General features: G+C 54.8%; 22 protein-coding genes and 3 pseudogenes. 10 read left to right on the forward strand and 15 right to left on the reverse strand.

Annotation, left to right across the window (positions count from 1 at the left end; translation table 11 throughout):
• Positions 1–60 precede the first annotated feature (60 nt).
• On the reverse strand, positions 61–477 hold the full coding sequence (locus CS910_RS11500) for an RNA-binding domain-containing protein (RefSeq protein ID WP_099212213.1): 417 nt from the start codon (positions 475–477) through the stop codon (positions 61–63).
• Positions 478–547: 70 nt separating this feature from the next.
• Between CS910_RS11500 and CS910_RS11505 the strand changes: the two genes are divergently transcribed.
• Positions 548–1,354: a ZIP family metal transporter gene (locus CS910_RS11505; RefSeq protein WP_099212215.1), complete on the forward strand. Its 807-nt coding sequence runs from the start codon at positions 548–550 to the stop codon at positions 1,352–1,354.
• On the opposite strand, the gene CS910_RS11510 is transcribed toward CS910_RS11505, so the two are convergent.
• From CS910_RS11510 to CS910_RS12225, 4 genes and pseudogenes are all read right to left on the reverse strand, one after another.
• On the reverse strand, positions 1,323–1,895 hold the full coding sequence (locus CS910_RS11510) for a dephospho-CoA kinase (RefSeq protein ID WP_099212217.1): 573 nt from the start codon (positions 1,893–1,895) through the stop codon (positions 1,323–1,325). The genes CS910_RS11505 and CS910_RS11510 overlap by 32 nt on opposite strands.
• 45 nt (positions 1,896–1,940) lie before the next feature.
• A pseudogene (locus CS910_RS12215) lies at positions 1,941–3,110 on the reverse strand (helix-hairpin-helix domain-containing protein); the annotation flags it as partial.
• Positions 3,111–3,290: 180 nt separating this feature from the next.
• Positions 3,291–4,316 (reverse strand): annotated as a pseudogene (locus CS910_RS12220) (LAGLIDADG family homing endonuclease); the annotation flags it as partial.
• Positions 4,299–5,312: pseudogene (locus tag CS910_RS12225) on the reverse strand (DEAD/DEAH box helicase); the annotation flags it as partial. The pseudogenes CS910_RS12220 and CS910_RS12225, both read right to left, overlap by 18 nt.
• A 44-nt stretch (positions 5,313–5,356) precedes the next feature.
• Here CS910_RS12225 and CS910_RS11530 point away from each other — a divergent pair.
• On the forward strand, positions 5,357–6,007 hold the full coding sequence (locus tag CS910_RS11530; RefSeq protein ID WP_145955415.1) for a hypothetical protein: 651 nt from the start codon (positions 5,357–5,359) through the stop codon (positions 6,005–6,007).
• Here CS910_RS11530 and CS910_RS11535 read toward each other — a convergent pair.
• From CS910_RS11535 to CS910_RS11555, 5 genes are read right to left on the reverse strand one after another with little or no spacing between them, the layout of a single operon-like run.
• Positions 5,974–6,948, reverse strand: a complete 975-nt coding sequence (locus CS910_RS11535) for an ABC transporter ATP-binding protein (RefSeq protein WP_099212221.1) — start codon at positions 6,946–6,948, stop codon at positions 5,974–5,976. The genes CS910_RS11530 and CS910_RS11535 overlap by 34 nt on opposite strands.
• A gap of 7 nt (positions 6,949–6,955) precedes the next feature.
• A complete protein-coding gene (locus tag CS910_RS11540; protein WP_099212223.1) occupies positions 6,956–7,936 on the reverse strand; it encodes an ABC transporter ATP-binding protein in 981 nt (326 codons plus the stop codon).
• Complete coding sequence (locus tag CS910_RS11545) at positions 7,929–9,134, reverse strand: ABC transporter permease (protein ID WP_099212225.1); 1,206 nt, start codon at positions 9,132–9,134, stop codon at positions 7,929–7,931. The genes CS910_RS11540 and CS910_RS11545 overlap by 8 nt, the downstream gene beginning before the upstream one ends.
• Positions 9,135–9,144: 10 nt before the next feature.
• A complete protein-coding gene (locus tag CS910_RS11550) occupies positions 9,145–10,146 on the reverse strand; it encodes an ABC transporter permease (RefSeq protein ID WP_099212227.1) in 1,002 nt (333 codons plus the stop codon).
• A gap of 56 nt (positions 10,147–10,202) precedes the next feature.
• Positions 10,203–12,431 carry an ABC transporter substrate-binding protein gene (locus CS910_RS11555; protein WP_099212229.1) on the reverse strand — a complete coding sequence of 743 codons (2,229 nt, stop codon included), beginning with the start codon at positions 12,429–12,431 and terminating at the stop codon, positions 10,203–10,205.
• 194 nt (positions 12,432–12,625) lie between these two features.
• Here CS910_RS11555 and CS910_RS11560 point away from each other — a divergent pair, with 194 nt between their 5' ends.
• The gene (locus tag CS910_RS11560; RefSeq protein WP_042691796.1) at positions 12,626–12,868 is read left to right on the forward strand and encodes an Lrp/AsnC family transcriptional regulator; all 243 of its coding nucleotides are present in this window, start codon (positions 12,626–12,628) and stop codon (positions 12,866–12,868) included.
• Here CS910_RS11560 and CS910_RS11565 read toward each other — a convergent pair whose 3' ends face one another.
• Positions 12,869–13,201, reverse strand: coding sequence for a signal recognition particle protein Srp19 (locus CS910_RS11565; protein WP_099212231.1), 333 nt, complete (start codon positions 13,199–13,201; stop codon positions 12,869–12,871).
• Between the two features lie 57 nt (positions 13,202–13,258).
• Between CS910_RS11565 and CS910_RS11570 the strand changes: the two genes are divergently transcribed.
• Both CS910_RS11570 and CS910_RS11575 read left to right on the forward strand, forming a co-directional pair.
• Entirely contained in the window at positions 13,259–13,879 is a 621-nt protein-coding gene (locus tag CS910_RS11570; protein ID WP_099212233.1) for a DUF257 family protein, read from the forward strand.
• Positions 13,872–14,633 (forward strand): tRNA (adenine-N1)-methyltransferase, encoded by a 762-nt coding sequence (locus CS910_RS11575; protein ID WP_099212235.1) that lies wholly within the window; start codon positions 13,872–13,874, stop codon positions 14,631–14,633. The genes CS910_RS11570 and CS910_RS11575 overlap by 8 nt, the downstream gene beginning before the upstream one ends.
• On the opposite strand, the gene CS910_RS11580 is transcribed toward CS910_RS11575, so the two are convergent.
• The gene (locus CS910_RS11580) at positions 14,620–14,838 is read right to left on the reverse strand and encodes a hypothetical protein (RefSeq protein ID WP_099212237.1); all 219 of its coding nucleotides are present in this window, start codon (positions 14,836–14,838) and stop codon (positions 14,620–14,622) included. The two genes, CS910_RS11575 and CS910_RS11580, sit on opposite strands and share 14 nt — an antisense overlap.
• Positions 14,839–15,006: 168 nt before the next feature.
• Here CS910_RS11580 and CS910_RS11585 point away from each other — a divergent pair, with 168 nt between their 5' ends.
• The 4 genes from CS910_RS11585 to CS910_RS11600 all read left to right on the forward strand — a co-directional run bounded on the left by CS910_RS11585 (position 15,007) and on the right by CS910_RS11600 (position 18,080).
• Positions 15,007–15,873, forward strand: a complete 867-nt coding sequence (locus CS910_RS11585) for a sulfide/dihydroorotate dehydrogenase-like FAD/NAD-binding protein (RefSeq protein WP_099212239.1) — start codon at positions 15,007–15,009, stop codon at positions 15,871–15,873.
• A complete protein-coding gene (gene gltA / locus CS910_RS11590; protein WP_099212241.1) occupies positions 15,873–17,315 on the forward strand; it encodes an NADPH-dependent glutamate synthase in 1,443 nt (480 codons plus the stop codon). The genes CS910_RS11585 and gltA overlap by 1 nt, the downstream gene beginning before the upstream one ends.
• A gap of 86 nt (positions 17,316–17,401) precedes the next feature.
• Positions 17,402–17,707: a nucleotidyltransferase domain-containing protein gene (locus CS910_RS11595; protein WP_099212243.1), complete on the forward strand. Its 306-nt coding sequence runs from the start codon at positions 17,402–17,404 to the stop codon at positions 17,705–17,707.
• A complete protein-coding gene (locus CS910_RS11600) occupies positions 17,700–18,080 on the forward strand; it encodes a HEPN domain-containing protein (protein WP_099212245.1) in 381 nt (126 codons plus the stop codon). Before CS910_RS11595 ends, CS910_RS11600 begins: the two co-directional genes overlap by 8 nt.
• Here the strand turns inward: CS910_RS11600 and CS910_RS11605 are convergent.
• From CS910_RS11605 to gcvH, 3 genes are all read right to left on the reverse strand, one after another.
• Positions 18,073–19,173 (reverse strand): AAA family ATPase, encoded by a 1,101-nt coding sequence (locus CS910_RS11605; protein ID WP_099212247.1) that lies wholly within the window; start codon positions 19,171–19,173, stop codon positions 18,073–18,075. The two genes, CS910_RS11600 and CS910_RS11605, sit on opposite strands and share 8 nt — an antisense overlap.
• Positions 19,174–19,406: 233 nt before the next feature.
• The gene (locus CS910_RS11610; protein WP_099212249.1) at positions 19,407–19,745 is read right to left on the reverse strand and encodes a DUF7132 family protein; all 339 of its coding nucleotides are present in this window, start codon (positions 19,743–19,745) and stop codon (positions 19,407–19,409) included.
• 57 nt (positions 19,746–19,802) lie between these two features.
• On the reverse strand, positions 19,803–20,207 hold the full coding sequence (gene gcvH, locus CS910_RS11615; protein WP_099212252.1) for a glycine cleavage system protein GcvH: 405 nt from the start codon (positions 20,205–20,207) through the stop codon (positions 19,803–19,805).
• A gap of 110 nt (positions 20,208–20,317) precedes the next feature.
• Here gcvH and CS910_RS11620 point away from each other — a divergent pair, with 110 nt between their 5' ends.
• Complete coding sequence (locus CS910_RS11620; RefSeq protein WP_099212254.1) at positions 20,318–21,445, forward strand: cation:proton antiporter; 1,128 nt, start codon at positions 20,318–20,320, stop codon at positions 21,443–21,445.
• The last annotated feature ends 33 nt before the right edge of the window (positions 21,446–21,478 follow it).

Raw genomic sequence — 21,478 nt, forward strand, 5'->3', positions numbered from 1 at the left:
TTCTCCAGAGGAAGGCTAAAGTGGGCCGGAAAATTGTGGAAAACAGCACTCATCCGGATATCACTCAATCGGCACGCCGTCCTTGGTCCTTGGGGCGAGCCACTTCATGAGCTTCCTCGGGTTCTTCGTGCGGATTATTATCGTTATGGGGCCCAACGGGGATTCCTCGTTGAAGTTCACAACTCCAGCGTAAGCGGCCTGTTTGTTCACCTTGACTATTATCTCCTCGCCAAAGTAGCCCTCCTCGAGGAAGGAGCGCGCGGTGTCGAGTATCGCCTGCCCCCTGAAAAGCTCGTAGAGCCTGCTCAGCGCTTTCCTGCTCCTCGTCTTCCCGGTGAGGATTACGTAATCGCCCCGGTCAAAGGCCTCGAACTCCAAATCGGGCACGAGGTTCAGCATCGCCCTCTTTACCTTCTCAAGGCTTTCGGTCGGGTAAACGTACGCCTCAAGCTCGACTTCCTCAAACAGCTCCTCCATGCTCTCACCGGGCTAAGGTCGAAAGAAGGCTTATAAACCCAACCGCCCAAATAATTAGGGTGGCCTAAATATGTTAGAAGGTTTCATCGAGGGGCTCGCGAGGTACCTCCTCAAACTCAGCGGGGGAAGCCCAATCTGGGTGTCCTTCTACGCGGGCCTCTTCGTCGCGCTCATGACGTCGCTCGGAGCCATGGTGGCACTCTTCGCCAAACGGATTCCCGAGGGTGGCGTTGACTTCTCGCTCAGCTTCGCGGCAGGGGTTATGATTGTGGCATCTTTCACCTCGCTCATTCTGCCGGGAATAGAGAGCGCCGGGTTTCCGCCCGTGGCCGTTGGGATAGCCCTCGGCGTCCTGCTGATTTACGCCGTTGACAGGCTTCTGCCCCACGAGCACCTCGTCAAGGGTTATGAGGGGCCGAAGGGAATGAAGGAACGCCTCAGAAAGGTCTGGCTCCTCGTTTTCGCGCTCATAATCCACAACCTGCCCGAGGGGCTGGCGGTTGGAACGTCCCTCGTCTACAACCTCGAAGTCGGCCTCGTTACGGCCATAGCGATAGGCATTCAGGACTTCCCCGAGGGAACCGTCGTCTCGCTCCCGCTCGCGGTCATACAGAAGAAGAGCCTCGGCCCGGTTCTCATTGGAGTGCTGAGCGGTTTAGCTGAGATGGTCATGGTAATCCTCGGGGCGGTCTTCTTTACGACCTTCTCATGGAGCCTGCCCTACGGCCTCGGCCTTGCAGGAGGGGCAATGCTCTACGTCACAGTGAAGGAAATGATTCCAGAGATATACAGGGGAGAGAAGAGCGAGACCCTCGTCACGCTGGGCTTCTTCGCGGGCTTCTACGTCATGCTCCTCCTCGATTCAGCCCTCGGATGATTTCCTCGACGAGGGCCTCTACCTTCTCCTCGTACTCCTCCTTGCTCCCGTCGTTTATCAGCATGTGGTCGGCCATCGCTATAACGCCACCGATTCCAAAGCGGAGCTCCTTCCAGTCCCTCTCCTCAAAGTCCTCCCAACTCTGGGGGTCGTCGTGCCTTCCCCTGGCCTTCAACCTCTCGAAGCGGAGCTTCGGCGGTGTGTGGACAGCGACGATGATGAGTTCTTCCTCCGGAAAGGCTCCCCTGAAGGTCCCCACCTCGTCAAGGGAGCGAACGCCGTCTATGACCACTAACGGGCTCTCCCCCAGAAGGGCCCTCACCTTCTCGACCGCGAGCTTGGCAACGGCGTTCTGACCGAGCTCCTGCCTCAGGCGAATGCTGACCTTGGCAACGTTCTCCTTGGTGAGCTCGAGGCCCCGCTTTAGGGTCTCCTCGCGGACGATGTCGCCGAGAGAAACGCTTGGAAATCCCCTCTCCTCAAAGGCCTTGACGATTTTGCTCTTACCTGAACCGGGCATTCCAGTGACTATTACTATCATTGAGCCCACCCCGAGTAGCTCGGAGGGGATTTAAAAAGATAACCATCATCGAAGAAAGTCCTCCAGAGTCCCCTTTCTCTTCGGCTTTTCTTCCGTTACTCTTTTCTCGATTCCGAGGTAGCGGTAGATTCCGTCGAGGATTTTGGCACCTATGCCCTCGACTTCGAGAAGCTCCGCAGGTTTTGCGTTCGCTATCGCCTCAACGCTCGTAAAACCGGCGTTGTAAAGGGCTCTCGCCCTCTTCCTTCCGATGTTGGGAAGTTTGACAAGTTCGAGGAGCTCCTCGCGGACGCCGTGCTTCAGGCGAAGGTGCAGGTCGCGGAGGTAGTTCAGGATTTCCTCCTTCGGCTCGAAGAGCTTGTAGAGCTCGATGAGCGAGTACATGAGCCAGTCAGCAAGCTCAAGGAGCCTGTAGAGGTCGCCGGGGTCTATGAGGTATGTCTCGTAAATCCTCGCCTCAGGAACCTCGTTAATCCAGTCGAGGAGAACCTTCGCCGTCTTCACCTGTCCGAGGAAGCCCTGGAAGCGCGAATCCTCGTAGTATGGTATGCTCGCGTAGAGCTTGTCCTCGAGTTCGTAGGCCAGGTCAAGGTAGTCCTCCATCTCGCGCCTCCTCGCTGTTAAATTCGCCATGTCAGGGGTTGAGGCTATGAGCTGGAAGATTCCGAAGGGGTTCGGATTCTGCTCGATTGCCGGAAAGGCGTCCTTGAACTTCTTGGCCGTGAGCGGGTCTATGTAGAGCTGAGACGTTCTCCTGCCGAAGGGTAACGGCATGAAGCTGTCATCGAGGTCAAGGTCGATGAACTCGTTCTCTATGAGGAAGTAAACAACCTCTTTCGCTTTGTACTCGAGCGAGCTCAAATCCTTCCTTTGGTGGGCGTAGAAGGTCCTCTCAAGGAAGCGGACGAGCTCGGGGAAGTTTTTGATTCCGAAGTTGGTGATTAAGGCCAAAACCTGACTCCTGAAGGCCTGCTCGTTGGCGAGCATCGAGAAGAGCTTCTCAGGCTTCCCGCGGATGTAGCGCTCCATAAGCTTGCCCGGCTCGTCAGTTCTGGCAACTATTATCGCCTCGCCGTACTTGTCGTACCTCGGCCTTCCCGCTCTTCCCATCATCTGCTGGATTTCCAGAACGGGAATGTCGGTCCAGCCGAAGCCGGCGTAGCGCTTGGTGTCGCGGATTATTACTCTGAATGAGGGTAAATTTACGCCCGCCGAATTGTGCACGATAAAGCCAACACTATAACTCTCATCGTCCTCGACTTCAAGGTTGTAGACCTCACCCTCGTAAAACTCTTCCTCAACGGAGCGAACTTTGAAGAGAAGATAACCGTTCCAGATTGTGTTCACGTTGTAGGTCCTGTTTCCTTTCGGGGGAACCTCAAGACCAAGTTCACCAAGTAATTCATAGTAGGAGCGTCCGCTGATTTTGACTTCGTAAATCGGTTTTCTGCTCTTTCCAATTCCCGGCCTCCGCACACTTCTCGAAATTGAAGACACGTATCCAAGGGAGCCGATGAGGAGCTGAAGTTGATACGCTAAAGTTGAGGAGACCGTTGTGTAGTTTACATAGTTAGCTCTTCTGACATCATCTTTTCTAACGTAGCCGTCCCCCTCAATGAGGCCCCTCAGAAGGCCGAGTCTAACTTCCCTGCTCGCGTTAAACAGGAGCACATCAGGAATCCTCTTCTCATGGGCTTGATGGCCAATGTTCTCCCTGAGCCATCCTGCAAATCTCTTGTTGCAGAAGCGGACTACCCTCCTATTCCGCTCGTGGTCTTCCACAACAACGTTAGCATGTGGGAAATACTTCCTAATGGTCTCCATGAGGAACTCCGTAATCTCTTCTTCGTGGGAGCCAATGTCGAACTTTATAACTCCAGTTTTAGAAGTTGAACCTTCGGCAATCCACAGGCCTAACAGCCTCGCAGTTTCAAAGTTTAGTGGTAAGAACTCGGGGGTTCTCCTCACAGAGGGGTGCAATTTATCCGTTTTTCCAAACTGATTTGAGACATAACTCGGTTTCCGCAGAGGGATTCTGTCCACCATAACTTTCGGCTCTGGAATTGGCTGAAGGAGCATGTACGATACCTTTTCGTCCCCGTTGTTTTCAACGAGTTCCTTGAGTTCTTGAGCGGTTATCCACTCCGGCCCCTTGAACTCCCACCATATCACCTGCCTTCCATCGGAGTAGTGGGCCTTGTGGCGAATTCTTTTAACGACCCACACCATGTGCTCGGGTGTTATCCTCACAGGAAGGGTGCCTCTCGCCTTGATTACAAGCATCCTGCCCCTATGTGGCCGTTTGATGGGGGAGATGACTCTCTTAAAATTGCCGCTGTGGGTCAGAACTTCATCTCTTTCACTGAGCTCACTTACTTTTTTAACGCCGTTTTTTGTGATTACTGGCGTTTCTGGGTGCATACAGAGGGTCGGCGTCGCCGTGATTACCTTGATTAAACCGTCCCGGAAGGCGTCCTCGATGAGGGTTCTCTCTGCCCTGCTCAGCCCGGCGTGATGGAAGGCAACACCGCCCCTGAGGGCCCGCTTTAGCTTCTCGCTCGTGGGGTTGTCCTCGAGCTGATTGGCAAGGCTTTCCAAGGCTCGCTTTTCGGGCTTGGTCAGGTGAGACGATACGAGCTTCGAGAGAGCCACGGCTTCCTTCTCGGCCGAGCGCCTCGTGTTGACGAAGACGAGCGCGCCCTTGCCCCTCTTTACGGCATCGGTGACGAGAGAGTACCAGTTCTCGGGATAGCTTTGAACCTTCCCGTCCTCCCAGATGAGCGTTCCGAGGTGGAAAACACCTTTTCTCAGCTGAACCGGTCTCCAGTCGCTGACCACCAGCGAAGCGTCAAGCCACTCAGCCAGCTCCTCCGCGTTGCCGACGGTGGCGCTCAAGGCCAATATCTGCGCCCTGTCGAGCATGTGGGTTAGAATCATTTCCAGAGTCGCACCCCTGTCGTAGGAGCCGATTAGGTGAACCTCGTCGGCAACCACGAGCTTAACGTCGTCAATCCACCTCGCGCCGTGCCTGAGAAGGGAGTCGAACTTCTCAGCTGTGGCGACTATTATGTCGTACCTCCCGAGCCAGTCGTCGGTCGAGTCATAATCGCCTGTTGTAGCGGCAACTTTCAAACCCAGCTTCTCCCACTCCTTGAACTCGCGGTACTTCTCCTCGGCGAGGGCCTTGAGGGGAACCAGATAAACCGCCTTGCCCCCCTCACGGAGGAGCTTGTTCACCATGACTATCTCGCTCACGAGGGTTTTTCCGCTCGCCGTTGGAATTGCTAAAACGAGGTTTTTACCTTCTAATACACCGCTCTTCAAGGCTTCAGCCTGCGGTGGGTAAAGCTCCTCTATTCCCCTCTCCTTGATGACGGCCTTAAGTCTCTCGTCAACGGGAAGTTCGTCAACCTTCATTTCGACCGCAATCCTTATTGAGGGAGCGGTTAAATAGGTTTGGGATGGGTATGGAAGTTCCGTACGTTGTTTTTGAAGTCTGGAAGAAAGACCGGGGAAGAGGCACTTATGCCATTGACGCATACTTCACGGAGTTTGTTTCTCTGACCCCCAGGAAGGTAACGCTTGTTAGGGATGCTAGGTCGCTCAGAGCAGTCAAGGCAACAAATCCCCTCCCCGTTCTACTGGGAAGGCCAGTTGAAGAACTCCTAAAAGAGCTTTATATGGTCCTGCAGGGTGCATCCATCGAGGCTCGGGAGAAGAGAGTCGGCCATATGAGGCGCTGGAACGTCTGGAGAATACTTGGAATTCCAACGGGTCACGGCAGACACATAGCAATAGACGAGGAGCTTGCCAAGGTCGAGCGTGAGAATACACTCGGACTAGCGCTCCTTGGGAAAATCCTCGGAGTAAAAGGAGAAAGTGAGCTGACCGAGGTTAGGGTGAGGGAGAAGGGCGTTGTCTACCGCAGGCTGTGGCTTGAAGGGGGCGAGGTCGTAGGTGACGGGGGAACCGATAAGGTCTACACCAACCTTCTGAGGATGGACCCAACATTCAGAACGGCGTTCTATTCGGCCATTCTCGGAAAAATAGCTCTAACGGAAGAAATAAGAAAGGGGGCTCAAGCCTTTGCGTACAGCCAGCAGGCAACGTAGTGGTCCTGCTCTACCTCAACCATTGGAGGCTCCTGCTTGTCACAGAGCCCTGCCTTCGCGAGGGGACACCTCGGGTGGAAGCGGCACCCCTTCGGCGGGTTAATCGGACTCGGCGGCTCGCCTTTGATTTCCATTTTCTTCTTCTTTCTTGCCAGCTCCGGGTCGGGAATTGGTATGGCCGAGAGAAGCATCTGGGTGTAAGGATGGAGTGGGTTCTCGAAGATTTTCTCGGCTGGACCGACCTCGACGAGCTTTCCAAGGTACATAACGCCCATCTTGTGGCTCATGTACTTAACGACACCGAGGTCGTGGCTTATGAAGAGGTACGAGAAGCCGTGCCTTCTCTGGAGGTCCTTGAGGGTGTTGAGTATGTTCGCCTGCACCGAAACGTCTAAAGCTGATGTCGGCTCGTCGAGGACGACGAAATCAGGCTGGAGGGCGAGTATCTTCGCCAGCGCTATCCTCTGCCTCTGACCGCCGCTGAACTCGTGGGGGTAGCGGTAGAGGTGCATCTCGTTGAGGCCGACGCTCTCGAGTAGCCTTATCACGAACTCCTCCGGGTCGTCAACCTCGATGCCGTGGAACTTAACCGGCTCCATTATGATGTTGAAGACCGTCTGCCTCGGGTCGAGCGACGAGTAGGGGTCCTGGAACATTATCTGGGCGTGCCTCCTGAACCAGAGGAGCTCCTTGCCCTTGAGCTTGGTCACGTCCCTGCCCTTGAAGGTTATCTTTCCGTCGGTCGGCTCGATTAGCCTGAGGATTGTCCTCCCCGTGGTGGTCTTTCCACAACCGCTCTCGCCGACGAGTCCAAAGGTTTCTCCGGGCTGAATCTCGAAGCTGACGCCGTCAACGGCCTTAACCCACGCCACCGTCCTAAGGAGGCTCCTAACAGGGAAGTGCTTCTTGAGGTTTTCAACCTTGAGCACTGGCTCCATCATCATCACCTCAGTACCTGTGGCAGGCCACGAAGTGACCCGGCTCTATCTCCTTGAGCTCTGGAACCTCTTTCCTGCACCTCTCCTCGGCCAACGGGCACCTCGGGTGGAAGCGACAGCCCTTCGGTGGCGTTATGAGGTTCGGCACCGTTCCCGGGATGCTCTCGAGCTTCTCTATCTTTCCGAGCGGGTTCGGGACGGCCCTGAGGAGCGCCGCGGTGTAGGGGTGAAGCGGGTTGTGGAATATCTGGTCGACTGTTCCTATCTCGACGACCTTCCCGGCGTACATGACGACGACGCGCTGGGCTGTCTCGGCGACGACACCGAGGTTGTGGGTTATCATGAGCACAGTCGCGTTGTACTTCCTCTTCAGCTCGTTGAGTAGCTCGAGTATCTGGGCCTGAACCGTGACGTCTAAGGCCGTCGTCGGCTCGTCCGCTATAAGTAGGCGCGGGTTGTTGGCTATTCCAATTCCTATGACGACCCTCTGCTTCATACCACCGCTGAGCTCGTGCGGGTAGTTCTTCACCCTGTTCTCCGGGTCTGGAATTAGAACCTCGCGGAGTATGTTGACGGCCTTCACTATGCCCTCCTTGATGTTCTTGACCTTTCCGTGAACCTCCATAGCTTCTCCAATCTGGTAGCCGACGGTGTAGAGCGGGTCTAGGGAGGAATGCGGGTCCTGGAATATGTAGGCTATCTCGTTACCGCGGATTTCCCTGATTTCCTCATCGCTCAGCTTGAGCAAATCAACGGTTGAGCCGTCGTCGCGGTGGTAGATGACCTGTCCGTTCACTATCTTTCCCGGACTCTCGATGAGCTTGGTTATCGCCCTTGATGTGACGCTCTTTCCACAGCCGGTCTCGCCGACCAGTGCCAGGGTTTCACCACGGTATATGTCAAATGAGACGTTCTCGATTGCCTTGACCACTCCCGCGTAAGTGTAAAAGTAAACGCTGAGGTTTCTAATCTCTATGATTGGTTCAGGCACTGGCCTCACCTCCAGTGGACTTCTTCTTGAGCTTGAACTCGAGGCTCCTCCTCGTTCTCGGGTCGAGTATGTCCCTCAAACCATCGCCGAGGAGGTTCCAGCCAAGAACCACGGTGACTATGACTATTCCCGGGAAGGCGACCAGCCACCACGCCTGTGGGAACTGCTGAGAGCCCTGGTTGATGAGGTTACCCCAGTCCGGTATCGGTGGAACCGCACCGAGTCCAAGGAAGCTCAGGCCGGCCTCGGTTAAGATGATTCCACCGAAGTCCATTGTAATCATAACCAGTATCGGGCCGATGATGTTCGGAAGAATGTGCCTGAAGAGTATCGTCCTCGTTGGCAGACCTATAGCACGGGCGGCTTCGACGTAGAGGTTCTCCTTTTCGGTCAGCGTCGAACCACGCGTTATCCTCGCGTAACCCGGCCACCAGACTATGACAAGGGCAACGAAGACGGCCAGCAGTTTTCCGAGGTTGTTAACGTCCCTTGGATGGAGTGCGAACAGCTTGAGCACGAGGGTTTGCGCCCATGCGTGTGCGTTGAGGAAGTTCTGAATCCTGCCGGGCAGAACTGCGGAGAGGGCTATTGCGAGGATTAATCCAGGGAAGGCAAGGAACATGTCTGTTATACGCATTATGAGCTCGTCAATCTTGCCGCCGTAGTAGCCGGAGATTAAGCCGAGGATTATACCTATCGTCGGGCCTATCAGGATGATGAAGATGTCCAGCACTAGTGCCGTCCTCGCACCGGCGAGCAGGATGCTGACGAGGTCCCTTCCGTAGGTGTCGGAGCCGAGGAGGTAGTGAATGTGAGTCGTGTAGTGGACTATGTAGCCGTTCTCTATCGTCGTCACGTTGAGGAAATACGTTGAGCCGGGAGGCGCGAGTTGGGCGGAGTAGTTGTAGTTGACGGGGAAGAAGTCGTAGGGCCACGGGGCCAGATATGGGCCAAAGATTCCGATGAAGATGTAGATGATAACGATGAAGAGCCCTAAGAGCGTCGGCGGTGAGCGGTTTATGGCGTAGGCCATCAGCTTCCATTCCTTTATCTTGGACTGGTTCTTACGCTTCCAGTCCTTTTTGATGTGATCCATAAAGGACGCAAAGCCGTCTATTAGCTTGTCGCTGAACCTGTCAAGTATGCCCATCTCGTATTCTTCCCTCGTCTCGTACTCCTCAACCTTGGTATCGGCCATGGCAACCACCTCAGAACCTCACCCTCGGGTCTATGACCGCGTAGAGGATGTCTGCAACGAGGTTGGCGGTAACGAAGACTATGGCGTAGAGGAAGGTCACACCTATGAGCGCTGGGAAGTCGAGGTACATTATCGCCTGGAGCGCGTAGCGACCGATTCCGGGGAGGTTGAAGACGGTCTCGGTAATCGGCGTTCCTGCGAGCAGTCCTCCGAACTGGAGGGCGAGGATTGTTATGACGGGGACGAGGGCGTTCTTGAGAACGTGCCTGTAGAGCCTGCTCTTTGGAACTCCTTTGGCTTTGAGGAAGAGCGTGCTGTCCCTGCTGTATGCCTCAAGGAAGGAGTTCCTCGTGAACCTCATGAGGACACCCGCCGCGGCGATTCCAAGCGTAAAGCCCGGGAGCCAGAAGCGCTTGACCTGCTCGACGAAGTTGCCCCAGTTGAGCGTTAGTATGTCGTCTATGACGGGGATGTGGGTTATCTTGTGGGGCGGACCCGGCGGAATTCCCGCGAGTGTCGTCATGTTCCAGTGAATGAAGAAGAGCCATATGAAGAGGTAGGCTATAACGTAGATTGGCGTTGAGATGAATATCAAAGCTATTATCCTGAGAACCATGTCAGTGGTTGTGTTCCTCTTAAGCGCGGAGATTATACCCAACGGGAGGCCCATTAGGACCACGAACAGGAACGCAAACAACGCCAGTTGGAACGTTACAACGAAACGATTGCCTATGTTCGTAAAAACCGGCTCCTGATTCAGGGGGTCGAGCAGGGAGTTCGTAAAGAGACCCTTAACAAGGAAAATGTACTGGTCGTACCAAGGCTGGTCGAGGTGGTACTCCTTTTTAATCATCTCGATTGCGGCCTGAGAAGCCTTCTCACCCCCGGCCCAGGCTCGGACGGGATTGGCCGGGATTACGTAGGCTATTACAAAAACGATGAGCGTGACTCCGATGAGGGTTGGGATAAAAGTCAGTGCCCTTCTAACGAGGAACTTTCCAAGCCCTGCCACGTCCTTTCCCTCCTTTAGCTTCTACGTTTAGAACAATCGAAAGAAAAGAAAGGGAATCAGCCGTTTATAACCTCGTAGTTGAGGCTGTCGAAGACAACCGCACTCTGGAGGAACGGGCCAATGTAGTCGTCCGGGTCGAGGAAGTCCGGGGCCCATCCGACAATGTAGACGTCGAAGTCACCGCTGGCCGTCTTGCTGAGGAGGGTCGGCCAGGAGAGCGGCGTCACTGAAATCTTGAAGCCGAGCTGTCCCCAGCTGTTCTGGAGGAGCGTTGCCAGCTTCTCACGCTGTGAGTTTCCAGTGTTGTAGTAGATGCTTATCGTGTACTTCTTCGGGTCGATTCCCGACTTCTTTATGAGCTCAAGGGCCTTGGCGAGGTTGTAGGTGTACTTGGTAACGCCGTAGGTCGTATAGCCGAGCCATCCAATCGGAATCGGTCCGTAGTTGGGCACCATGTAGCCTTTGTAGACGGCCTGGTAAATCTGCTGGTACGGGGTTGCCCATGCGAGAGCCTCCCTGACGAGCTGGTTGTCGAAGGGCTTCTTCTGGACGTTGAGGACTATGAAGAGCATGTCCGGAGTTACGAAGGAGTCAATCTTGGACTGGAAGTTGCCGAGCTTGAGGTTCTTGACGGCATTGAGCCTGTCAACTGGGACGGCGGCGATGTCTGCAACACCCTTCTGGAAGAGGCTTATCCTCGTGGTGGCGTCGTTGGAGATGACGTAGATGACGCGCTTGGTGGTAACGTAGTTCGGGTACTTCTCCTCAAGCTTCTTCCAGACGCTGGAGTTCCAGTAGTACGGGTTCCTCTCGAGGATTATGTAGCTGTTCTGCTTGGCGGCCTTGATGTAGAACGGCCCGGTGAAGACACCGATGAGGTTGTTCTGGAGCATCTTGTGAATCGGGTCGTTGGAACCCTGCTGGATGTACTTGTTCCAGGCCTCGGGGTTCCTGCCCCAGTCCGCCGCCTTCATGGCCTCCTCGTACTTGTCACCGAGCATGTACTTGGCCGGGATGACCATGAGGTACGGGTCCGCGAGAACGCTGAGTATTCCACCGTACGGCTGCGGCAGGACGAGCTTGTAAACGCCGGCGGTGGGTCCGCTGTAGCCGAAGAACTGGAGGAGCTCCTTAAGGCTCTTAACCTCCTTGGTCTTGCCGTTGTAGTCGGCTATTATTCCGCCCTTGGAGAGGACCTCGTTAAACTCCTGGTCGCTCATGGCGTAGCTCTTCTTGAGGTCGGTGTAGGTAGCAAGCATCCAGTTGACGGAGTAGCCAGCCCTGAGGATGCGCCAGAACTCGAACTCGACGTCGGTGGCGTTAATCGGGTAGAGTTTGCCGGTCTTGGGGTCGTAGGCCTTGACTCCACCGCGGATGACGAAGTACCAGACGGTTCCGTTCTTGTTGTGAGCCCAAGCAACCGCAAGGTCGGGTGAGACCTTCTTGGTCTCGCTCTCCCAGTAGGTAACGAGCGTGTCACCAACGTTGTGGTAGAGGGCCCATCCGAAGGTCTCGTAGTCGAAGGCCGGGTCGAAGGAGCTCGGCCATCCGATGGTGGTTTCAACTATCGTTCCAGGCTCGTTCTCGTAGTTGCCTATTCCAATCTGCACCTTGGGGGCGTTCTTGTCCTCCATAACGAGGTCCCAGCGCGCGGCGAGAACCGGGTTGTAGTACCAGTTGTGGACCCAGTTCCAGTAAACACGGGTTGCTTTGTTGTCACCGATGATTATCTCGGGAACGAGCTTGTTGGCGAGGATGTAGAGGGCGTTGTAGAGGGCACCCCTAAGGGTTGGGTCGGTAACCTTCCTCGCTACCTGGATGAGGGCATCGAGGTCAGGGTCGCGCATGAAGGCGGGGTTAATCTGACCGAAACCCTGCTGGTTCTTCATGAGCTCCTGAATGGTCGGGGTCTTCTGCTCGTTGACCTTGTAGGAGACGACTACAACGGGCTTGTTCGGCAGGTTGCTAACCTTCGCACCGCTTCCCGCAGGACCAACGACAACCACGTACTTCGGGGTATCAACAACGGTCGCCTTGGAGAGGTGCTCCTCTATGTACTTAACCGCTTTGGACTGCTGGACGGTTGTGGTAGTTGTCCCAGCCGAGGAGCTTGAAGTTGTGCTTGAAGCGCTTGAGCTCGCGCTGGACTGGCTGGATGAGGAGCTTGGGGAAGCCGGACTAACGGTCGTCTTGCTAACACTGCTTCCTCCAATACAGCCGCTGGCCACTACAGAAAACGCAACCAAAAAAACTACCAAAAGCACTACTGCGGTTTTACCTTTCATAAATGCCCACCTCTGTCTATTGAGGCAATAAGAATTGTGTTGATGAAGTAATAAAGCTTTCGCTGAACGTTTCATCATGGTGATGAACTACTAACCCCAGTAATGATGTCCATCTGGACTCAAGACATTTACAGAAAAGCTTAAATGAGCGGCCCTCCAATTAAAGAACGAAGAAAATTTCGGCGGTGATGCCAATGGTCAGGTCGTATGTTTTGTTGACTGTAGAAATTGGAAAAGTTGAGAGCGTTATCGAGGCCCTCAAGCAGATACCGGGCGTTACCAAGGCCGACGCCGTCACCGGCCCCTACGATGCCATCGTCCACATCGAGGCCAAGGACCTCGGTGAGCTGACGAGGAGAATCCTCCACGACATCCACAACATCGACGGCGTTATAGACACCACTACCGCCATCGTCGTTGAGATGGAGGAGGAGTGATTACCTTCTCTTCCTCTTAGCCTTGCCCTTCTTGGACTTTGCTCTCGAACGGAGTCCTCTAATCTTCTCCGCAATCATTTTGAGGCTCTTCCCTTTTCCATAGGGGCTCTCAACCCTCAGAAAACCGTAGGTTCTGAGCTCCTCGTCGAGACCCGAGAGACGGGGGTTGAGCTTGCTGTGGTCCTTTTCAATGACCTTCATCCCGAGGATTAGAACGGCGTCCTCTATCTCGGAGAGCTTTGGAGCGTCAACCGCGACGTTCTTGGGAACCGTTCTCCCGTACTTCCTGCTGAGTCTCGCGTCGAGCTCGCTCGGCCACACCGCGAACTTCATCTTCCCACCCGGCAAGATTTAAAAGACCGGCCGTTAAAAACCCTTTTGGTGAAGGTCATGGTCATCAAAAACCTTGAGAAAGACGTGCTCAGCTTCATGACCCCCGGAGACGTTGTTTTAATCGAGTACCAGTCGCGAGAACCAATAGAGAACCTTGCGTGGGGCGAGCTGTTACCTGCCATAAACGCCGGCGGGGTAGTCGTGGTTGACTTCTTTGGAATGGGCGAGATTCTCCTCAGGAAGTTCATGAGGAGGGGAGATGTTGATTACTTCGGTGTTCTGGAGCTCCTCAAAGACCTAAGGGTCGTAAGGGTCGGGCCAGGAACGGTAACCTACGGCGAAATCCTTGAGGACGTTGTGCCGAGCTACGACCCGCACACGTTCCTGAGGAGCTACCACTCCATCATGAGCAAGATATCAAGGCTTCCCCAGAAGCCGAAGTACATGGTAACCTTCGGACTCGGCCACTACATCCACTTCAACCCCGAGAACGCCATCAAGTCGATACTTACGGCGGTGAGCACGATTCCAGCGGAGGACCTCATCATAATCAACTTCGTGAACGCCGACGTCATAAAGCGCGCCCACCTCGCGATACTCGAGGAACTCAGCACGGCAATAGTGGAGGTCTCCGGAGGGGAGTTCAAAGTCTACAAGGACGGTGGGATTGGTGATTGAGGAGGGAAGCAGGGTTCTTCTCGTCGATAAGAGGGGAAAGCGCTACATCGTGAAGGTTGAGAACAGGGAGTTCCACACCGACCTCGGAATCCTCCGGCTAGGGGAGCTCATAGGAAGGCCCTACGGGAGCAGGATAGAGAGCCACAAGGGTGAAACCTTCGTGGCGCTCAAGCCGGACATCAACGACATAATAGCGAAGATGAAACGGGGGCCACAGATAGTCCACCCCAAAGACGCAGGCATAATAATAGCCTACGCAGGCATTTCACCCGGCAACACCGTCATAGAGGCCGGCGCCGGGAGCGGGGCTTTGACGATATTCCTCGCCAACGCCGTCGGGCCGGAGGGAAAAGTGATAAGCTACGAGGTCAGGAGGGACTTCTACGAGATAGCGAAGAGGAACATCGAGCTCGCTGGCTTCTCGGACAGGGTTGTTCTGAAGAACAGGAGCATCTACGACGGAATAGAGGAGGAGACCGCCGACCACATCGTCTTAGATTTACCGCAACCGGAGAACGTCCTTCCGCACGCGGTTGACGTTTTAAGGCCGGGTGGATACTTCGTGGCCTACACGCCCTGCATGAACCAGGTTCACCGCTTCTTCAGGGCGCTGGAGGAGTACAGGGAGCACTTCATGAGGCCGAGGGTCGTCGAGGTCCTCGTCAGAGAACAGGAAGTAAAGAGGGACTGCATGAGGCCGAAAACGACGATGCTGGCTCACACAGGATATATAACCTTCCTCAGGAAGCTGTAAGCTCTTCTCTCTTTCCGTCTCCAAACGTGAGATAGGCTATTAACCAGCTGAGTGTTATCACCGTCACTGATTTAATGAGGGGATTGCTCCCGAGGAGTTCCCTGACGATGGGCACCGCCCCGTAGAGGAGGGGCAGAAACATCCCCAGGGCCGCCACAATCACGGCGATGTGATACACAACCCGCTTCCATTTCATTTTCAGCACCGCAATAACCTCCATACCAGCATTAAAAAGCGTTTCCTTCAGGTTTCAAAGTCCTCCCTCGAAATCCCTTCGGAGTTCTTAACCAAAGGTTGAGCACATCTTTATAAACACTAAAGGTTCTGAACCTTTAGATGTCCAACTTTGGGCTCATGCACGGAGGTGTTCATCGTGTACCGGATACTCGAGAAGAAGGAGCTCTCCATGAGGAACATCTGGTATAAGATTGAGGCCCCCCACGTGGCCAAGAAGGTCCAGCCCGGCCAGTTCGTCATCGTGAGGGCCTTCCCGAACGGCGAAAGGATTCCCCTCACACCGGTGATGTGGGATCGCGAGGAGGGCTGGATTGTCCTGATAACCTTCATCCGCGGAAAGACAACCATGAGAATGGCCAACGAGCTCAAGCCCGGCGATTCAATTCTCAACATAGCCGGCCCCCTCGGAAACCCTGCCGAGATGGAGAAGTTCGGTAAGGTTCTCGCCATTGGAGCATACACTGGAATAGTTGAGGTCTATCCGATAGCCAAGGCCTGGCAGGAGCTCGGAAACGACGTCACGACGCTCCACGTCACCTTTGAACCGATGGTCGTTCTCAGGGATGAGCTTGAGAAGGCCGTTGGAAGGCACGTTCTCGAGACCGTTCCCATTGACCCGAACCTTGACTTCCCGACCAACATGAAGAACGTCACCAAGAGGCTCGTTGAGAAGGTTCGCGAGATGCTTGAAAAAGAGGATTACGACCTCGTCTTCATGGTCGGTCCTGCCGGCGACCAGAAGGCCGTCTTCGAGGTCGTCAAGGAGTTCGGAGTCCCGATGAAGGCCGACCTGCACCCGATTATGGTGGACGGAACCGGCATGTGCGGTGCCTGCCGTGTTACTGTTGGCGGTGAGGTCAAGTTCGCCTGTATAGACGGCCCCGAGTTCGACGCCTATCAGGTCGACTGGGACGTTCTCATAGCGAGGACCGGTTATTACACTGACATGGAGATGAGGGCGTTTCAGGAGTACATGAAAGCCATCCAGGGAGGTGAGCAGTGATGGCTGTCAAGAGGAAGCTCATCAAGGAGCGCGTTCCGACGCCGGAGAGGCCGGCAGAGGAGAGGATTAGGGACTTCAAGGAGGTCAACCTTGGCTACACCTTTGAGCTTGCCGTTAAGGAAGCCGAGCGCTGCCTCCAGTGTCCGGCAAACTACGCCCCCTGTATAAAGGGCTGTCCCGTCCACATAGACATTCCGGGCTTCATCGGCAAGCTCGTCCAGTACCGCGACGACCCAGATAAGGCTGTAAAGGAGGCCCTCCAGGTCATCTGGGCCTGCAACTCCCTCCCGGCCACAACCGGTCGCGTCTGCCCGCAGGAAGACCAGTGTGAGATGAACTGTGTCATGGGTAAGGTGGGAGACAAGGTCAACATCGGCAAGCTTGAACGCTTCGTTGCCGACTACGCCCGCGAGAAGGGCATAGACGAGGAGCTCCTCTTCGAGATGGTGCCGAAGATAGAGAAGAAGGGACAGCGCGTAGCAATCATCGGAGCCGGTCCGGCCGGACTTACGGCAGCGGGAGAGCTGGCGAAGCTTGGCTACGACGTTACAATCTACGAGGCCCTGCACGAGCCCGGAGGAGTCTTGATGTACGGAATTCCCGAGTTCAGGCTCCCCAAGAGCATCGTCGAGAGCGAGATTGACAAGCTCAGGAAGCTCGGCGTCAAAATACTCACCGACCACATCGTCGGAAAGACCGTTACCATCGAGGAACTCCTTGAAGAGTACGACGCCGTTTTCATAGGCTCGGGCGCCGGTACGCCAAGGCTCATCAACGCTCCCGGCATAAACCTCAACGGAATCTACACGGCCAACGAGTTCCTGACGAGGGTTAACCTCATGAAGGCCTACCTGTTCCCCGAGTATGACACTCCGGTCAAGGTCGGAAAGCGCGTCGTGGTCATCGGAGCCGGAAACACCGCCATGGACGCCGCGAGGAGCGCGAGGCGCTTCGGCGCCGAGGTCATCATCGCGTACAGGCGCGGTGAGGAGGACGTTTCCGCCAGGGAGGAAGAGGTTGAACACGCCAAGGAAGAGGGCATAAAATTCGAGTATTTCATCAACCCGGTCGAGTTCATAGGCGACGAGAACGGCAACGTCAAAGCCGTTAAGTTCGAGAAGATGAAGGCCCTCGACGAGCGCGACAGCAGGGGCAAGAGGAAGATAGTCGGAACCGGCGAGTACGTGACGATTGAGGCGGACACCGTCATAATAGCAATCGGCAAGCACCCCAACAGGCTCATCATCAACACGCCCGGCCTGAAGGTCGAGCGCGGAAGAATCGTCGTTGACGAGAACCTCATGACGAGCATTCCGGGAGTCTTCGCAGGTGGAGACGCGATAAGGGGCGAGGCGACGGTTATCCTCGCGATGGGCGACGGAAGAAGGGCCGCGAAGGCAATCCACGAGTACCTCACAAAGAAGAGAAACGAAAACGCGTGAGGGTTTCGCCACACCCTTCCTCTCTTTTCCAGGTTTTCATAATCTTTCCCGAAAGTGTTTTTAGGGGCTGTGCTTCAGTATCGAACATGGGAAAGCAAGAGGCCGTTGAGTACTTCGTGGAGCTCCTGAAAGAGAGGTTTGGAGAAAGAATAAAGGAAGTTATCCTCTTCGGCTCCGTAGCGAGGGGAGACGCCGAGGAGGACAGCGACATAGACGTTCTCGTCATAGGAGAAGGGATAACCCAGAGAGAAATCTCGGAACTGACGTGGGAGGTTCTAATGGAAACTGGGGAGGTCGTGTCCGCCATAGTGGAAAGCCCAGACGAGTTCGAGCGGACGAAGAACAGTTCGTTTCACAAGACGGTTCTCAGGGAGGGCGTTCCAGTTGGATGAGGTTTCCAGGAACCTGGCTCTCTCGGAGGAGAACCTCAGCGAAGCGAGACTCCTCTTGGAGCACGGCTACTATAGGGGAGCGGTTTCACGGGCCTATTACGCCATGTTTCACGCCACAAAGGCGCTCCTTCTGATGAAGGATTACAACCCCAGAAAGCACGCGGGAGTTTTGAAAATACTTGGGCTGGAATTCGTGAAGGAAGGCTACATTGAGGAAACCTACGCAAAGGCCTTCAAGTACGCCTTTGATATGAGAAGCAAGGCGGACTACAACGTGATGGTCGAGATTGACGAGGAAACCGCAGAAGAACTAGTTGAAGAAGCCGAGAGATTCATTGAGGCAGTTAAAAAAGCCCTGAAAAAGCTCACTTGAACACCGCCTCAAGCACCGGGTCAGGGATTTTGTAATGGACGTTCCGACCGTTTCTGACCTTCTGGAGGAAGGAGGAATCTACGAGTGCTTTTAAAAGTCTCGCCAGCACGCTGTCGGCTATGCTCTTGCCCTCTTTCCGTTCGAGGTGCTCTTTTATCTCTTCCCACGTGTTCCATCCGCTCGCAACTGCGCGCATTATCTCCAGGTAGCGTTTCCTCGCGGCAGGTCTCTTAGAGAGGAAGTTCTCAAACTCCTCCAGCGTGAGTCTCTTGGCCTCTTCAAAGACCTCTTCGACCACTTCACTGGAGGAACTCTTCTCGAGAACCCTCCTACCAAAGAGGACGAGCCAGCCGACGATGCCGTCGAGCTTCTCCACTGCGTCCTCGATTAGCTCTTCTGGAGGGGTAACCCCAACCTGCTCGAACCCCTTAATAAGGAAGTCCCTGCTCTGCTCCCGCGTGAACCTTGAGAGTGTAACCTCGTGGAAGTACCTGCCGTAGAGGGGCGCCTTGGGGTCGTCCACGCCGAGGTAGTCGTGGAGCAGGCCAACTTCGGAGCCGGTCATGACGATTCTCAGGTTCGAGTAGTCATAGAGGTGAGCGATTAAACCAGAGAACTCGCTTCCGACGGGGCCCCTCAAATACTGCACCTCATCGAAGGCCAGAACGACGTCGTGCTTCTCAAGCTCCCGGAATAGGGCTACCAAGTCCGTTTTCTCCTCGCGCCAAGAGAGGTTGACGCCGAAGCTCAGAACTCGAAGGCCCGTTATGGTTCTGAGGTTCTCCTTGAGTTCCTCCCAGAGGCTGCGGTTCTCGCGGAAGAAGAAGAAGTTTAACGCGCTTTCTATTCGCTTGTAGACGTCCATTCTGGAGTTCGGGTTCACCCCCCTGAAGTCCACGAGGATATAAGGTACGCCGAGTTCGTTCAGTCCAACGAGGAGGAGAGAGGTTTTCCCCAGCCTCCGGATTCCCGTGATGACCGTGAGGGGATTGTTTGAGCGGAGAGAGTTTTCAAAGTCGCTCAGCTCTTTCTCCCGGTCGTACAAATCCTCGCGCTTCCTCTTGGGTCGGGTATCGAAGTACGTAACTACCACCCCAGTAGTTAACTACTGGGGCAGAAGTTATAAGGGTTTGGTTTTTAAGTCGCGGGTAGGAGTAGGGAAGGCGATGACGAGCCTCACGGTAGCTGAAGAATGATGAAGGGTATACTGACGGAGCCGTTAGGCTTTTATCCTTCCCTTCTTGAAAGAAACCGAGCGATGACGACCTCTAGGGTATCTGATTCCGTATTTTACACGGCAAAAATGATGAAAGCCAAGGGCCGAGCTCACTCCTCCATCTCCTCGATTTCCTCAAGGATTTCCTCGAACTTCTTGAAGTCCTCGGTTTGGGCGAGGAGCGTTATGAAGTCGTCTATCTCCTTTTTCTCAAGGAACGCTCCAGCTAAGAGCTTTCCGGTGTAGCGGTTGTTCTTAATCTCCCAGAACATGTAGAACTCCGGGAAGTTCTCCTTTATCTTCCTGTAAGCAACGCCGTACTTTGAATCCTTGAGCGGGTTCTGTTCGAGGTAGAAGTGCCCCGGCTCCAGTTCAATCATGTGGAGAATCGCTCCCCTCTTTGTCTTAACAAGCTTCACCTTAACGTCCCATTCCTTCAGAACCTTCATAGTAACCACCAAGAAGAATAGGCAAGAAGATACTTAACGGTTGCGGAAAGGAGAGGGTCAGAGGCTCTCGAGGTACTTCGCGTAGGCTTCGGCGTCCATGAGCTCCTTGAGCTCCTCGTCGAGGTTGCTGGGCTTGAGCTTAGCAATCCAGTGCTCGTAGGGGTCCTCGTTGAGAACCTCGGGGCTGTCCTCAAGTTCTTCGTTGACCTCAATGACCTCGCCGCTGACGGGGGCGTAAACCTCGCTGACCGCTTTGACGCTCTCGAGTTCACAGAGAACGTCGCCTTTGTTGACCTCGGTTCCGACCTCGGGAAGCTCAACGTAGGCCAAATCGCCCAACTCCTTCTGGGCGTAGTCGCTTATGCCGACGAGAACGGTTCCGTCGTCAAGGACCTGAACCCACTCGTGGTCCTTGGTGTAGTAGAGACCTTCCTTAACTTTGTACTCCCCGACTTCAATCATGAACATCACCGTCCACCCTAACAACTTTGGGCATTTAAACCTTTCTCGAAACGGAAGGCTTATATCGCACCACGCCCAGAGTTTAGGGGACTCTAAAGCGAGGTGGGCCGATGCAGATTATAGGCTACGTTCTCATCATCATAGCCCTGTGCAGGTTCCTCGCAGAGCTCTTCGAGAGGCTCGGCTACCCGGGAATAGTGGGCGAGATAGCGGCCGGCCTGATACTGGGCTACGTTCTGAGCGGCGTTCCCTCCAACGAGATGAACCTCCTCGCAGAGTTCGGTATATTCTTCCTCATGATTTCGGCGGGGCTTGAGATAACGCCGGAGGAACTCCACATAGGCGGGAGAAAGGCCCTGCCGGTCTATGGGGTGACGTTTGGCATCATGCTCCTAATCACCCTACCCTTCACGGATTACAGCATCGGAACCGGAAACGTGCTTGCCGCGGCAATCCTAGCGGTTGCTAGCGCGCCGATAGTGGTCAAGCTCAAGCGCTTCTTCGGCGACGACTACCTACACGTTGCCCTGTCCTACGCGATAATCAGTGAGGTCTCAATACTGATATTAGTGTACATCCTGGCGAACTTCAAGGGGGCAGAGAGCACCCCGAATCTCTTGACGACGATAGCGAAGCAGGTTCTCTTCATCGGTGGCGTGCTCTACATCAATTATAAAATCGGAATCCAGCACAAGGTGTGGCTCATAAAACAGCTCAGAAAGCTGAAGAGCGACGAGGCCGTCTTCGGTATCTTCATGGTCTTCGCGGCGACCCTCGGATTCATAAGTGAGGAAGTGGGAATGCACTTTACAATCGGCGGTTTCCTCGCAGGGTTGCTCCTCCACAGCGATTTGGTTGGTACAAAGCAGTACGAAAGGCTTGAAACGATTCTAAGCGGTGTAACCAGCGGAATCTTTGCACCCATATTCTTCGCCTGGCGTGGGATGAACTTTAGGGCGGAGATAACCCCCGTGGTGCTCTACGGGTTCCTCGTGGTGTATTCCGTCCGCTTTCTGCTGACTGTAATCCTCGAGTGGGATGGGCGGCCAGTCAGTTCGCTCGCCAAGGCAACGGGACTCGTCAGCTTTGGAATTCTCGGCCTGCTCGTGGCGGACCTCGGAAACAGCTACGGCGTTTTAACTGGAACCCTCTACTCGATAACCGCATTCACCTCAGTCGCGGGGATATTCCTATCCGCCACGGTTGGAAGAATCCTCAGCGCGGTCCAGAAACCCTAAGGATTTTTGGGCAAGGTTTATAAGCTCGCCGCT

This window comes from Thermococcus henrietii (assembly GCF_900198835.1).
In the GTDB taxonomy this organism is placed as follows: domain Archaea; phylum Methanobacteriota_B; class Thermococci; order Thermococcales; family Thermococcaceae; genus Thermococcus; species Thermococcus henrietii.